The organism is Halomonas sp. AOP30-A1-24 (assembly GCF_052378165.1).
Taxonomy (GTDB): Bacteria; Pseudomonadota; Gammaproteobacteria; order Pseudomonadales; family Halomonadaceae; genus Vreelandella; species Vreelandella citrativorans.
Genome location: NZ_JBQSXL010000002.1, coordinates 38,113 through 52,291, shown reverse-complemented (window position 1 = coordinate 52,291; position 14,179 = coordinate 38,113). Strand labels below are relative to the sequence as shown.

The 14,179-nt window shown below is 54.8% G+C and carries 14 protein-coding genes; 13 read left to right on the top strand and 1 reads right to left on the bottom strand.

Features of this window, described 5'->3' with window-relative positions; all coding sequences use genetic code 11:
* Positions 1–5 precede the first annotated feature (5 nt).
* From plsX to ACT3TJ_RS01370, 13 genes are all read left to right on the top strand, one after another.
* A complete protein-coding gene (gene plsX / locus ACT3TJ_RS01430; RefSeq protein WP_193056299.1) occupies positions 6–1,025 on the top strand; it encodes a phosphate acyltransferase PlsX in 1,020 nt (339 codons plus the stop codon).
* 196 nt (positions 1,026–1,221) lie between these two features.
* Complete coding sequence (fabD, locus tag ACT3TJ_RS01425; protein ID WP_193056300.1) at positions 1,222–2,181, top strand: ACP S-malonyltransferase; 960 nt, start codon at positions 1,222–1,224, stop codon at positions 2,179–2,181.
* A 69-nt stretch (positions 2,182–2,250) separates the two neighbouring features.
* Positions 2,251–2,994, top strand: a complete 744-nt coding sequence (gene fabG / locus ACT3TJ_RS01420; RefSeq protein WP_193056301.1) for a 3-oxoacyl-ACP reductase FabG — start codon at positions 2,251–2,253, stop codon at positions 2,992–2,994.
* 124 nt (positions 2,995–3,118) lie between these two features.
* On the top strand, positions 3,119–3,352 hold the full coding sequence (gene acpP / locus ACT3TJ_RS01415; RefSeq protein WP_008956801.1) for an acyl carrier protein: 234 nt from the start codon (positions 3,119–3,121) through the stop codon (positions 3,350–3,352).
* A 191-nt stretch (positions 3,353–3,543) separates the two neighbouring features.
* Positions 3,544–4,782 (top strand): beta-ketoacyl-ACP synthase II, encoded by a 1,239-nt coding sequence (gene fabF, locus ACT3TJ_RS01410; protein ID WP_441677065.1) that lies wholly within the window; start codon positions 3,544–3,546, stop codon positions 4,780–4,782.
* A 6-nt stretch (positions 4,783–4,788) separates the two neighbouring features.
* Positions 4,789–5,616, top strand: coding sequence for an aminodeoxychorismate lyase (pabC, locus tag ACT3TJ_RS01405; protein ID WP_441677066.1), 828 nt, complete (start codon positions 4,789–4,791; stop codon positions 5,614–5,616).
* Between the two features lie 9 nt (positions 5,617–5,625).
* Entirely contained in the window at positions 5,626–6,630 is a 1,005-nt protein-coding gene (mltG, locus tag ACT3TJ_RS01400) for an endolytic transglycosylase MltG (protein WP_441677067.1), read from the top strand.
* 63 nt (positions 6,631–6,693) lie between these two features.
* Positions 6,694–7,347 (top strand): dTMP kinase, encoded by a 654-nt coding sequence (tmk, locus tag ACT3TJ_RS01395; protein ID WP_441677068.1) that lies wholly within the window; start codon positions 6,694–6,696, stop codon positions 7,345–7,347.
* Positions 7,338–8,324, top strand: coding sequence for a DNA polymerase III subunit delta' (locus tag ACT3TJ_RS01390; RefSeq protein WP_193053762.1), 987 nt, complete (start codon positions 7,338–7,340; stop codon positions 8,322–8,324). Before tmk ends, ACT3TJ_RS01390 begins: the two co-directional genes overlap by 10 nt.
* Positions 8,325–8,414: 90 nt before the next feature.
* Positions 8,415–8,747 (top strand): PilZ domain-containing protein, encoded by a 333-nt coding sequence (locus ACT3TJ_RS01385; RefSeq protein WP_193053761.1) that lies wholly within the window; start codon positions 8,415–8,417, stop codon positions 8,745–8,747.
* A gap of 45 nt (positions 8,748–8,792) precedes the next feature.
* A complete protein-coding gene (locus ACT3TJ_RS01380) occupies positions 8,793–9,632 on the top strand; it encodes a TatD family hydrolase (protein WP_193053760.1) in 840 nt (279 codons plus the stop codon).
* Positions 9,633–9,657: 25 nt separating this feature from the next.
* Entirely contained in the window at positions 9,658–10,242 is a 585-nt protein-coding gene (locus ACT3TJ_RS01375; protein WP_193053759.1) for a DUF1285 domain-containing protein, read from the top strand.
* On the top strand, positions 10,239–12,446 hold the full coding sequence (locus ACT3TJ_RS01370) for an ATP-dependent helicase (protein ID WP_193053758.1): 2,208 nt from the start codon (positions 10,239–10,241) through the stop codon (positions 12,444–12,446). The genes ACT3TJ_RS01375 and ACT3TJ_RS01370 overlap by 4 nt, the downstream gene beginning before the upstream one ends.
* Positions 12,447–12,493: 47 nt before the next feature.
* Here the strand turns inward: ACT3TJ_RS01370 and ACT3TJ_RS01365 are convergent, their stop codons facing one another.
* Positions 12,494–14,158, bottom strand: a complete 1,665-nt coding sequence (locus ACT3TJ_RS01365) for an electron transfer flavoprotein-ubiquinone oxidoreductase (protein WP_444665435.1) — start codon at positions 14,156–14,158, stop codon at positions 12,494–12,496.
* Positions 14,159–14,179: the final 21 nt, after the last annotated feature.

Here is a 14,179-nt window from a genome sequence, read left to right as displayed (position 1 = left end):
GCTGCATGCGCCTAGCGATTGATGTGATGGGAGGCGATCAAGGCTCCCATGCGGTTATCGAAGGCTCTGCAAGAGCAGTGATTGAACATCCTGGTCTTGAATTGACTCTGTTTGGTCCGCGTCAGCATATTATTGCTGAGCTTTCACGCTTGCCGCAGCCTCTGGCTGCGGCAGCGTCACGTTTAGCGGTTAGTGATGCCCCTTTGAGCATCTCTCAGGCCTCCAGTGCTGCCTGGGCGCTTCGTCATGGCCAGGAAAGCAGTATGGCGTGTATGTTGCGGAGTCTTCGGTTGGGCGAGTCAGTCGCTGGCGTAAGCGCGGGCAATACGGCTGCGTTGGTCGCGCTTGCTCGTCGTGAGCTGGGAACGCTTAAAGGTATTTCACGGCCTGCCATTAGTACTGCGATTCCGGCCCGCTATGGCCGTCGCTGCTATTTACTGGATTTGGGCGCGAACGTGGATTCGCCCGCGCACCGGTTGGTTGATTTTGCCGTCATGGGTGCTGCCATGGCGCAGTGCGTTGATAATGTAAGCCTGCCCCGTGTCGCGCTGCTTAATGTGGGGGCGGAAGCTACCAAGGGGAGTGCGAATGTGCGCGAAGCAGACCGGCTTCTGCGCGAATATTCTGATGCGTCCGCCTTTGCCTATCAGGGGTATGCCGAAGGTGGTGATCTTTTTGAAGGCAAGCTTGATGTGGTGGTGTGTGATGGCTTTGTCGGGAATGCCGTACTCAAAGCAAGCGAAGGTTTGACTCGTATGCTGGTTGAGCGTGTCCAAATGGCGTTTGAATCGCGCCTAAGCGGTCGTTTGGCAAGCCTACTGGCCAAGCCTGTGTTGCGCTATCTAAAGCAAGAATTAAACCCTGTACGCTACAATGGAGCAAGCCTGCTTGGTTTGAAGGGCATCGTGGTGAAAAGCCATGGTGGTACCCAGGCAGAGGGTTTTTATTATGCGATCCAGCGTGCTGTACATGAGGTGGAGCATAATCTACCCGCGCGTATGGCAGGGCGTTGGGAGCGCCGTTAATACCATTTTCAGTCATTAAGGAAGGCGCTTATGTGTACACCATGGTGTAGGGTATGGGCGCAGAGTGCTACTAGGTAAAGTGCTCGATAATAAAAGGTTAGAACTTATTTTGCGGGCTATGGGTGACAGCAGGATGTAGCCATAGCCACGCTTATCGCTCAAATGAGCAAATGCCTAAAGAGCAAAGGTGAACGACATGTCTCAACCCCTTGCCCTCATTTTTCCCGGGCAAGGCTCTCAGCAGCTTGGAATGCTGCGTGAGCTAGCCGAACGCTATAGTGTAGTGGGAACAACATTTGAGGAAGCTTCGGATGCACTTGGTTACGACTTGTGGAAAGTCGTCCAGGAAGGCCCCGAGGCCGCGCTAAACGCGACCGCTTGCACGCAGCCTGCGCTGCTTTCTGCTAGTGTTGCAATTTGGCGGGTGTGGCAGGAGCTTGAAGGGCCTCGGCCTACTGTCATGGCCGGGCACAGCCTGGGTGAATATAGCGCCATGGTGTGTGCGGGTGTGATGAGTTTTGCTGAAGGCGTTCAGCTGGTTCGCCTTCGCGGCGAAGCCATGCAGGACGCTGTACCGGTCGGTGAGGGCGGTATGGCGGCTATTCTCGGCTTGGAAGATAGTGCGGTTGAAGCCGCTTGCGCCAGTGCTGCGCAGGGGGATATTGTTTCGGCCGTTAATTATAATTCGCCGGGCCAGGTCGTGATTGCCGGAAGTGCCGCTGCGGTTGAGCGGGCGATTGTGGCGTGTCAGGAGGCGGGTGCCAAGCGTGCAATGGCGCTGCCGGTTTCGGTGCCTTCGCATTGTGAACTGATGCGTCCAGCTGCCGAGCGTTTGGCCACCGCTATGGAAAGTGTCGAATTTCGAGCGCCACGCTACACGGTTATTCAAAACGTAGATGCGCAGGCGCATGCCGACATTGATACGCTGCGTACGCGGTTGATCGAGCAGCTTTATCAGCCGGTGCGTTGGGCAGCATGCGTTGAAGCCATGGCTGCTCAGTCTGTTAATGTATTTATTGAGTGTGGCCCAGGTAAAGTGCTGACAGGGCTTAACAAGCGCATTGTCCGTGGCGCTAAAGGGTTGGCAGTCAATGATCCTGACAGCCTGGATGCGGCGCTTGAGCTGGCACGTGAAGCGCAGACTAGTGACGCCTAGTTCGCTGAAATTTTCGCTATCCTTGCTTATTTACGTGGTTAAGAAGCCAATAGTTAAAGGCAAAAAATTATGACGCAAGAACGCCGAGTTGCGCTTGTTACTGGTGCCAGTCGTGGTATTGGTCGAGCGATTGCTCACGAGCTGGGCCGTCAGGGCCGTATCGTGATCGGAACCGCGACCAGTGAGTCCGGGGCACAAAAAATTGATGCCGATTTGCAGCAAAACGGCATTGAGGGTGCTGGCCTTTGCCTTAATGTGACGGACCAGGCAAGCATTGATGACGTGCTTAAGGTCATCACGGAGCGCTTTGGTGCGCCGACAATTTTAGTTAATAACGCCGGTATTACGCGTGATAATTTATTGATGCGCATGAAAGAGGATGAGTGGGATTCGGTGATGGATACCAATCTCAAGTCTGTCTATCGTGTAAGCAAGGCGTGCCTGCGAGGCATGACCAAGGCGCGTTTTGGGCGTATCGTATCCATCAGCTCTGTAGTGGCGACCATGGGTAACCTGGGTCAGGCTAACTATGCAGCTGCAAAAGCGGGTATGGAAGGTTTCAGCCGTGCGTTGGCGCGTGAGGTGGCTTCACGTGCCATTACGGTTAACGCAGTGGCGCCTGGCTTTATCGCGACCGATATGACACAAGCGTTGCCGGAAGCGCAGCATGAAATGCTGCTGAAGCAAATTCCGTTGGCTCGCCTGGGTGGTCCGGAAGAGATAGCTGCCGCTGTCGGTTTTCTTACCAGTGATGCTGCAAGTTACATTACCGGTGAGACCCTGCATGTAAACGGCGGCATGAATATGCGTTGATGGCCTTAGGCTTAGCGGTTGCGCCTGCCTAAGGGCGTCTATAAACTACCCCGCAGCTTTTGGCTTGCGGTTTCCAAATAGCTGGTTATCCAAAACGGCTAATGTGAACGACTGGAGTACGTTAATGAGTACTATTGAAGAGCGCGTTAAGAAAGTTGTAGCAGAGCGCCTGAACGTTAAAGAAGAAGACATCCAGAACAGCTCTTCTTTCACTGAAGACCTGGGTGCTGACTCGCTTGACACTGTTGAGCTGGTAATGGCTTTGGAAGAGGAGTTCGATACTGAAATTCCTGATGAAGAAGCGGAAAAAATTACCACAGTTCAGGAAGCCATCGACTACGTAAACGCCCACCAGTAAGGGCAAGTTGATGCATCAAACGAGGGTGTGGTGCTAGCATCCCCCTTAAAAGCCGCCCTTTTAAAGGGCGGCTTTTTTGCTTTGTGCTTCACCGTGAACATAACGTTCAATCTCCGTTATACTAGTCATCTGATTTCTACTGAAAATGACCCGGATGGGTCGAGTCACCATGGATGCCTGGAGGAAAGCTAATGGCACGAAGAAGGGTAGTGGTAACTGGGTTAGGCCTGGTGACCCCAGTGGGCAATAACGTGGATGAAACATGGGCGAATATTACGGCTGGTAAGAGCGGCATAGCGCCCATTGAGCACTTTGATACAAGTAGCTTCAATACACGCTTTGGTGGTTCGGTTAAGAATTTTGATATTAGCCCTTATCTGAATCCCAAAGAAGCCCGCAAGATGGACCTGTTCATTCAGTACGGCATGGCGGCTGGCGCGCAGGCAATTCAGGATGCTGGCATTACCTGTACAGAAGAGAATGCACCGCGTATTGGGGTAGCCATGGGGTCAGGTATTGGTGGCCTGCCCATGATCGAGCATAACCACAATGCGCTTAACAAGGGCGGCGCTCGTCGCGTATCACCTTTTTTCGTGCCGGGCTCTATCATCAATATGATCTCGGGAAATTTGGCGATTCAACATGGCTTTCAAGGGCCTAACATCGCTATTACCACCGCATGTACCAGCGGTACGCACAACATTGGCTATAGTGCACGCACGATTGCCTATGGGGATGCGGATGTCATGGTCTGTGGTGGTGCTGAAATGGCAACGACGCCACTTGGCCTGGGAGGCTTCTCTGCCGCCCGAGCGCTTTCAACGCGTAATGATAATCCCGAAGCGGCAAGCCGCCCGTGGGATAAAGATCGCGACGGTTTTGTACTTTCTGATGGTGCCGGTGTACTGGTACTTGAAGAGTACGAGCATGCCAAAGCACGTGGCGCGAATATCTATGCCGAGCTTGTCGGGTTTGGCATGAGTGATGATGCCTATCACATGACGGCACCGCCTGAAGATGGTCGCGGGGCTGCGCTCTCCATGAGCAATGCGATTAAAGATGCTCAAATGGACCCTGCCGAAGTGCACTATATTAACGCGCATGGCACCTCTACGGCCGCGGGCGACCTGGCCGAAAGCCGGGCTGTTGAACGGGTAATGAGCAGCGCTGCTCAGAATGTAGCGGTAAGTTCTACCAAATCCATGATTGGCCATTTGTTGGGGGCTGCTGGCGCTGTTGAAGCGGTGTTTAGCATTCTGGCCATTCGTGATCAGGTGGCACCGCCAACGATTAATCTGGATAACCCCCAGGAAGGCTGCAACTTGGACTATGTGCCGCACACGGCGCGTAACATGCGCATCGATGTTGCCTTGTCCAACTCGTTTGGGTTTGGCGGCACCAACGGCTCGCTGTTGTTTAAAAAGGTATAACGCAAGATGACCCTGCCTCAGGTGCCGTTTGATGATCGCGGGCTGGCGTATGGGGACGGTGTGTTCGAAACGGTGCTGCTACGTAACGGTAAACCGGTGCTGTGGACATACCACGTGGCACGGTTGGTGAAGGGGTGCCAGCGGCTCGGTATTCCGGTTCCCTGCCAAGAGGCGATTGATGCCACTTGGCAGGAAGACGCCACGGCACCGCTTGAGGTATTAAAACTGATTGTTACTCGGGGTAGTGGTGGAAGGGGGTATGCATTACCTGATACACCAACACCCCGTTTACTAAGTCGGCGGACTTCTTTCGCCCCTATGGTTGAGCGCTGGAAAAGCGGCGTGACGGTGCGTACCTGCCGCATACGCTTGGCTCACCAACCGGCTTTGGCTGGTATCAAGCATTTAAACCGCCTCGAAAATGTAATGGCCCGACAAGAGTGGCAGGATGTGTCGATTGCCGAAGGTTTGCTGGCGGACGCTCAAGGGCAGTTGGTCGAGGCGACCAGTATGAACCTGTTTTGGCAGCAACACGGTGAACTGTTTACGCCGCCACTCGATATGTGTGGCGTGGCCGGTACATTGCGTGCCGCGTTAATTGCTGAAGGCGCTGTGCGTGAAGCTAATCTTACCCTTGAGGCCTTACCCGCCGTTGAGCGCGCTTGGGTGGCGAACTCCGTACAGGGCGTATGGCCAGTGGCGACGTTATTGTCTGAAGATGCGGTTTGTCTGCAGCGTTGGCCGATTAATCAGCCCGATAAGTTCCAAACACGGGCGCATCGTCTGCTTGGCTATGCGTCAACTTATACCGCAAGCCCTGACCTATTTTGTTGAGGTGATACGTTGAAACGGTTACTGGCCGCTGTTGGAATTATGCTGGTATTGGGCGTCGTTGGCGTCGCAGGCAGCTATTTTTATTGGCAAAGCCGATTAGAAGCTCCTCTTGCTTTAGAAGCCCCTGTTTTATATCAGGTGCCTGCTGGAGCAGGCTTTAATCAGGTGGTTGCGCAGTTGGAGGCGCAAGGAATTCTTGAGGATGCCTGGGCTTTTCAAGTATTGGCTCGGGTTCAGCCCGAACGTATTCCCCGTCTTCGTGTGGGCGAATATGAGTTAACGCCTGGCATGAACGGGCTGGAAATGCTGGCGCTGTTAGGCAGTAACCGCGTGGTGACGTATCCGTTGACGCTTCCAGAAGGACGCTCATTTAGTCAGCTACGCGACCTACTCAATAACGCACCCAAGCTGGAACATCGCACGGCGGAGTTGAGCGATGAAGAAATAATGACCTTGCTGGATAGAGAAGGCACCTTTCCAGAAGGCTGGTTTTTCCCCGATACGTACCGCTACCACCTGGGTATGAGTGACGTCGATATTTTGCGCCAAGCGTTGGTGCGGATGGAAAACATTTTAGAAGAGGTATGGGCCGCACGCTCGGATGACCTGACTATTGAGACGCCTTATGAGGCGCTTATTATGGCATCGCTGATTGAGCGTGAAACAGGCGCGCCTGAAGAACGGCGTGAGATCGCCGGTGTCTTTAAGCGCCGGACGGAGCAGGGCATGCGCCTACAAACTGATCCGACCGTGATTTACGGTATGGGCGACCGGTATCAAGGGCGCATTACCTATGCCGATCTGCGTGAAGCCACGCCTTACAATACCTATGTGATTGATGGCATGCCGCCCACGCCGATTGCCATGCCGGGGCGAGCGTCGCTTGAAGCAGCGGTTGATCCTCTGCCAGGCGAGACGCTCTATTTTGTATCCAAGGGGGACGGTACACACCACTTTTCACGTACGCTGCGTGAGCACAATAATGCAGTTAATCGCTATATTCGCAACCGCTGACCCAAAGTGACGGTTTTTCATGAAGTTAATCTCAACGATGCACGCGTTGATTAAGGGATGGCAATGACCAAGCGGGGACGCTTTATTACGCTTGAAGGCGGTGAGGGCGTAGGTAAATCCACCAATATGGCTTTTGTGGTCGCAGCGCTGGAAGCGCAAGGTCTTGACGTGGTGAGCACCCGCGAACCGGGGGGGACGCCGCGCGCCGAGGCGATCCGCGCGCTACTGCTGGACCCTGCTCCCCAGGAGCCATTGCACGCCGATGCTGAGCTGTTACTCATGTTTGCCGCGCGAGCGCAGCATCTGGCCGAAAAAATAGTGCCTGCATTGGAGCGCGGTGCATGGGTGGTATGCGACCGTTTTACTGACGCGACCTTTGCCTACCAGGGCGGCGGGCGCGGTATGTCGGTTGAGCGCATTGCCCAGCTTGAAGCCTTTGTGCAGAAGGGGCTAACGCCAGATCTGACGTTACTGCTTGATATGCCGTTAACGGCGGCGCAGTCGCGCCTGGAGTCACGGCTTAACAGTCAAAATGAGCAGCGTGACCGCTTTGAGCAAGAGCGGGGCGAGTTCTTTCAAGCTGTCCGTGACGCCTACCTGGAGCGTGCCAGTGCTGAGCCTAAGCGCTTTGCGCTCATTAATGCCCATCAGTCGCTGGTTAGCGTACAAGCCGATATTCAGGATGTGCTCGCCGAACGGATAGCGCTATGGCGTTAAGTGGTCTACTGCCTTGGCATGAGGCCACATGGCAGCAGTTGGTGCGGCTGTCAGATGAGGGGCGTATGCCCCATGCCATTTTGTTAAGTGGCGCTCACGGTGTGGGTAAGCAGCAGCTGGCAGAGGCGCTAATTGCCCGCACGTTGTGCGCAAGCCCGAATGTGCTGGCATGCGGCCAGTGTCATAGCTGTTCCATGCTGGCGTCGGGTTATCATCCGGACCTGTTGCGGGTTTCGCCGGAAGAAGGCAAGCGCCAAATACGTATTGACCCTATTCGCGAGGTTAATCGGTTTGTCTCACAGACCGCCCAACAGGGCGGTTATCGTGTGATTGTTCTTTCACCGGCCGAGAGCATGAACATCGCCGCGGCCAATGCGTTGCTTAAAAGCCTGGAAGAGCCTGGCGCTAAAACGCTGTTTATTCTGCTTTCTGATGTGCCATCTCGCATGTTGGCGACTATTCGTTCCCGGTGCCAGCAGTGGTCGTTTCCCAGTGTGCCTTTTACTGCGTGTCGCAGTTGGTTAATCGAACAGTTGGGCGGTGAGGAAGAGGCGTATTTTTGGTGGCGGGTGTCGGGTGGTTTGCCGCTTTTGGCGGCTGAATTAGCTTCGCCTGAAGAGCGGGCATTACGCCACCAGATTCATGACTGCTTTGAGCAATTGGTGCGAGGCGCTGAGCCGGTATCGGAGGCCGCACGGCTGGACCGCCAAGCGATTGACGCTATCTTGTGGTACGGTATCGCATGGCTTGAAGACTTAATTCGCTTGGGTATTTCAGGTGAAGCAAGCGTACTGCACAATCCCGATTTAGAACCCCTTTACCGCCAAGCGGTCAAAAATGGCCGTGCGCAGGATTGGTTTCGTTTGCTGGATTACGCCCGAGAACAGCGGCGCCTGTTAGCGGTTGGAGCCAATCCAAACCCGCAACTGGTGCTTGAAGCATGGCTAGTGCGTTGGGCAGCGCTGCTGCGCTCATAGCGTTATTGCGTTGGCTATGGATTTCAACCATCACCTTCTAGTCATGTCGTTACGATGGTGGTCATGGATTTACCGGCGAGCGAGGTTGATATGAGTATTCAAAAAGCCCTTGCCCTCACCGTGCCTGATGCGTCTACGCTATTTTCAGCTTATATGCCGTTTTTGGAGCGTGGAGGTCTATTTGTACCGACTAAAACGCCCTATGCGCTGGGTGATCAGGTCACTTTATTGCTCACGTTGCCAGGTGAGTGTGAGCGCCTGACGGTTTTGGGTGATGTCGTATGGGTATCGCCTGACGAGATAAGTAGTCAGCGCGTTGCGGGAATTGGCGTTCACTTTAGCTTTAAGGATAGCGCTCTGCGCGAGCACATCGAAATGCTGCTGGAAGCTGATGATCATACGGCTCCTTCATTGACGCTTTAGCGTTATCCCGCCTTTTTATTTCTCTTTTTGGTTGATGAGACGTTCATGTTTGTTGATTCGCACTGTCATTTGGATCGTTTGTCGGAGCACACGCATGGTGGTGATATCGCCGCCACGCTAAACGCGGCTAGAGCTGCAAACGTTAGCCAGTTTTTGGCGATTTCAGTGAGCCTTGAGGATATGCCAGGGCTCGCTGCGATTGCTCGTGAGCATAGCGACGTCGCTATTTCTGCGGGCCTTCATCCGCTGCATACGCCTGTGCAAGAGCCAGTGGCGAGTGATATTCAAGAAGCCGCAGAGCAGTACGGCGCCATTGCCATTGGTGAAACCGGGCTAGATTATCACTATCGGGAAAGCGTGCCGGTTGCGGTGCAGTATGAGCGCTTTAAGCAGCACTTGATCGCTGCCCGCGAGCTTGAGTTGCCCGTTATCGTGCATACCCGGGAAGCCAAGGAAGACACGCTTGCCTTGTTGCGAGAATATAGCGATCCACGCGTCGGTGGTGTGCTCCACTGCTTTACGGAAGACTTGGACATGGCGCGTGAAGCGGTGCGGCTTGGCTTCTATATTTCGTTGTCCGGTATTATTACCTTTAATAACGCGGCGTCGCTGCGTGAATTGGCCCGCCAACTGCCGCTGGATCGTCTGCTTATTGAAACCGATAGTCCTTACTTGGCCCCTGTGCCTTACCGTGGCAAACCCAACGAACCTGCGTGGGTTGTTGAGGTGGCAGAGTGCATCGCCAAAGCGCGGGGCATCAGCGTCGATGAAGTGGCCATGCAAGCGACGGCCAACTTCTTTCAGCTGTTTAAAGCAGCCGTGCCCGATGCGCCTGCGCATGTTAAACAGGCCCTGGCGCAGTCTGGGCTCGTGTCTTCACGTTAAGCGGTATTAGCGCAAGGCGGATGCAATGAATATTGATCGACTCCTGCAGCAGCGTCAAAGTGTGGCCACTATTCCGCCTGTGGATCAATGGCAGCCAGCGCTGTCTGGCGATATCAATATTGTGATTCAAGCAGACGGCACCTGGTTACACGAAGGGCAGCCGTTTGCCCGCCCTGATGTTGCGCGTTTGCTATCCTCGCTGTTGCGCCACGACCCGGAAGGCTACTGCCTGGTGACGCCTGTTGAGCGCTGGTGTCTCCAGGTGGACGATTTGCCTTTTGTGGCTGTTGAGGCCGACTTTCATGAGGATGCCTGGTGGTTTACGACCCAGTTTGAAGATGTCGTGCGCCTTGACGCGACACACCCTCTAGCGTTCAGCGAGACTCAAGGTGGCGAGATGCTGCCGGAAATTGCTGTCCGGTATGGGTTATCCGCCCGATTACATCGCCATGTGTTTTATCAACTGGTTGATGCAGCAAGTATGAAAACACTGGCTAATGGCCAGTGTGAAGTCGGTGTGTGGAGTGCCGGTGAGTGGTTTCCACTCGGCTGTGTGGATGCTGAGGACGCCGCTGGCGGCGATAATGGCGCACCGAGTGAGGCTTTGTGAAGTTAACCGCAGAACAACACGCTGTTGTCCATCATGAAAACGGCCATGCCAGAGTAGCGGCAGTCGCCGGTGCGGGTAAAACCACCACCATGGCAGCCCGAGTGCTGCATCTGCTGGCCGGTGGGGTTGCGCCCAAGCGGATGCTGATACTGATGTTTAACCGCTCAGCACGGGATGATTTTCATCAACGCTTGGTAAGCATGTCCCCCTCCGGGCAGGCGCTGCCTGCGGTGCGTACTTTTCACTCGCTGGGGCATCGATTAACCCAAAGTCTGTGCCGTTGGGGAGTGCTGGCACCACGCCGATTGCTGTCGGCTGACTGGCAGTTGGAGCGCTTGCTTCGCCAGGCCAGTTTACATGTGCTGCGTGAAAGCGTTGAGCGGCGCGATGCGGCCATTGAGGGCGAGCGCCTGGAGGCGCTGGCGCATTTTTGTAATCTGGTCAAAGCAGAAATGGCCGAACCTCAAGCACTTTATGAGCGGCTTAACTACGAGCCGGACACTGATTACTTCCCCAGCGCGTTTAACGAAGCAGAGCGAATGCTCGCGGATGAAGGTCTTATGACCTACGCCGATTTGCTGTATCGGCCGCTCCAGGCGCTGGAAGCTGACGCTACGCTACGCCAGCGCGTGGAAGGCTTTTTGGACCACGTCATTATTGATGAGTATCAGGATATCAACGCGGCGCAGCAACGCCTCCTTGCGGTATTGGCGGGTAGCACGGCGGCGGTTATGGCGGTAGGGGATGCTAATCAGTGCATTTACGAGTGGCGTGGTGCGCGGCCGGACACCATGCTGGAGGATTTTACCGCGACCTTCGGGCGGCCCACCGATTACCCACTATCAACGACGTTTCGCCATGGGCATGCGCTGGCGTTAACCGCGAATCATGCGATTGTTGCCAATCAACGACGCCCCGATCAGCTCTGTTTGGCGGCGGCAAATAATCCGCATACGCGGGTATCGGTCGGGCAGGGAAGTGCTGTCCTGCTGGATACCTTGATGGATTGGAGTGCGCAGGGGCGCGCTTTTCACCAGGTCAGCCTGTTAGTGCGCAGTTGGGCACTTTCCGTACCGTTCCAGCTGGCGTTATTGCAGGCCGGCATCCCCTTTCGCTTACTGCGTGAAGATCGTTTTGTTTTTCGCTTACCGTTGGTGCAGGCGTTAGTGGGTTACTTAAAGCTATCTCGCCGTCCTGAGCTTCTCCACGACCCAGAACACTTGCTGTTACTGCTCTCTCAGCCAACGCCTTTTGTCGCGCGGGAACGGCTACAGCGCTTGGCCTACCAGTTGGCCACTACGCAAGAGTGGCCAGAACGGCATGACCCCGTGCTTACTGAGCTAAAGCCGCTTCAACGGCGTACGTTAAAAAAACGCTGGGCGTTATTGTGTGAGCTTCCCCGGCTACGTGCATGGCCATCCGCTAAATTACTTAGCCATGTGGTGGAAAGCATCGACGCTGAAAAAACGCTAAAGCGTGCCGCAGCCCGGCGGGATAAAGGCGAAGAGGACGTCCGCCTTTTGGATGTGCTGATCGAACAGGCTCAAAGCGTGCCTGATCCGGACGCCTTTATAGCGTTATTAGAGCGTCCGGTTGAAAACCAGGCCGGGGGTGTCCTGATTTCAACCGTGCATGGTGCCAAAGGGTTGGAGTGGCCGCTTGTGGTAGTCGCCGGCGTCAATGAGGAAGACTTCCCGCATTATAGCCGGGATACGCCACTGAGCGATGAGCGCCTTGAAGAAGAACGCCGACTCTTTTATGTCGCGATTACTCGCGCAGAAGAGCAGCTTCTGGTTATGCACGATGGTGGCTCGCATCGTCCAAGTCGCTTTATTGCTGAAAGCGCATGGCAGGACAGCATGCAGGTTGCCGAGTGTCTAGCGAAGAGCGAGCCCACAAGCGCTGTGTTACGGGCGGCTTCGCCAGCGATTGTACAACGCTATCTTGAGCGGTTAGGGCGTGACGATATTACGTTAACGGCGCCCGAGGTGAAGGAGCCCCAGGCCGCTTATGCGCCAGGGGAGCACTTTTACCCCGGACAGCGGCTGCATCACGCCGTTTTTGGTGAGGGAGAGATTGCCTCGGTAGAAGGTAATCCCTCTGATCCGGTCATTGATGTGCGTTTTGTTCAAGCAGGCAGGCGACGTTTAATTGCTCGCCGCGCACCCATTGAGCGATTAGAGCCACCTGTGCAATCCGCCTAACTGTTAGGCGGTGCAAGTGGCTCTGTTTGGCGCCTGCTGTTTACAGCTTACATATTGGGATAGTTGGGCCCGCCGCCGCCTTCAGGCGCTACCCAGGTAATATTCTGGGCCGGGTCCTTAATGTCACAGGTTTTGCAGTGCACGCAGTTCTGGAAGTTGATCTGAAAACGTGGCTGCCCAGCATCATCCTCTACCACTTCATACACGCCTGCAGGGCAGTAACGCTGGGCCGGCTCGGCATACTTGGGTAAGTTGTGCTTAATCGGAATGTCAGGATCGTCCAGGTGCAGGTGGCACGGCTGGTCCTCTTCGTGATTGGTGTTGGAGAGAAACACCGAAGAGGACTTATCAAACGAGAGCTTTCCGTCCGGCTTGGGGTAATTGATTTTTTCAAACTCAGCCGCCGGTTTTAGAGCGCCGTAATCAGTGGTCGTGTCGTGAACATTGGGCAGCTTGTTGCCCAGCAACTGATTAACAAAGTTGTAAGCGCCGCCACCCACGGTGCCGTACTTATGCATGGCGGGTCCAAAGCTTGCGCTTTCTTTAAGCTCTTCGTAAGCCCAGCTGGCTTCCCACTTTTGGGTAAAGCTAGCCAGTTCTTGCGCGCCTTCATCACCTGCTTTTAGGGCTTCAAAAACGCTTTCAGCGGCCACCAGGCCTGACTTCATGGCGGTATGCAGGCCTTTGATTTTGGAGAAATTAAGGGTTCCTGCATCACAGCCAATTAGTAGGCCGCCTGCAAACGTCATTTTAGGCAGGCAGTTAAAACCTCCTTTGGTGAGCGCTCGGGCGCCGTAAGCTACACGCTTACCGCCTTCCAGATATCGGCTAAGCGCCGGGTGATGCTTCATGCGCTGAAATTCATCAAACGGCGAAAGCCAGGGGTTCTGATAGGAAAGATCCATAATCAGGCCAACCACTACCTGCTGGTTTTCAGCGTGATACAGGAACCAGCCCCCAGAGGTATCTTTATCCAGCGGCCAGCCAGAACCGTGAACCACAAGCCCGGGTTCATGCTTGTCAGCGGGAACGTCCCAGAGCTCTTTTAGGCCAATGCCGTAGTGTTGCGGGTCGCGTCCAGCATCAAGGGAAAAATGCTTGATTAAGCGTTTGCCTAAATGACCACGCGCGCCTTCAGCAAACAGCGTGTATTTGGCACGCAGCTCCATGCCCGGCATATAGCCATCTTTCGGCGTGCCGTCAGCGGCGACGCCCATATCGCCTATCAAAATGCCGCGTACGGCATCTTCTTCAATAATGACGTCCTGGGCGGCGAAGCCGGGGAAAATTTCAACACCCAGCGCTTCAGCTTGCTCGGCAAGCCAGCGGCACAGATTACCAGCACTGATCACGTAGCGCGTTTGATCACCGCCGGTATTGTGCATGCTTTTGGGGACCAGCGAATTGGGCAGCTTCTGTGCCTTTTGGGCATCTTTGAGCAGGTAAACATCATCGCGAATGGCGGGAGTGTTCAAAGGGGCGCCACGCTCTTGCCAGTCGGGAAAGAGTTCATTGAGCGCCCGTGGCTCAAACACCGCGCCAGATAAAATGTGCGCACCGACTTCAGAGCCTTTTTCCACGACACAAACGGTCAGTTCTTGTTCGGCTTCATTTGCTTGCTGCATCAGGCGGCAGGCAGCGGCAAGCCCAGAAGGACCCGCGCCTACAATCACTACATCAAAGTCCATGACGTCGCGTTCAACATTTTCCACCTGGTCTCTCCTTATTCTCAT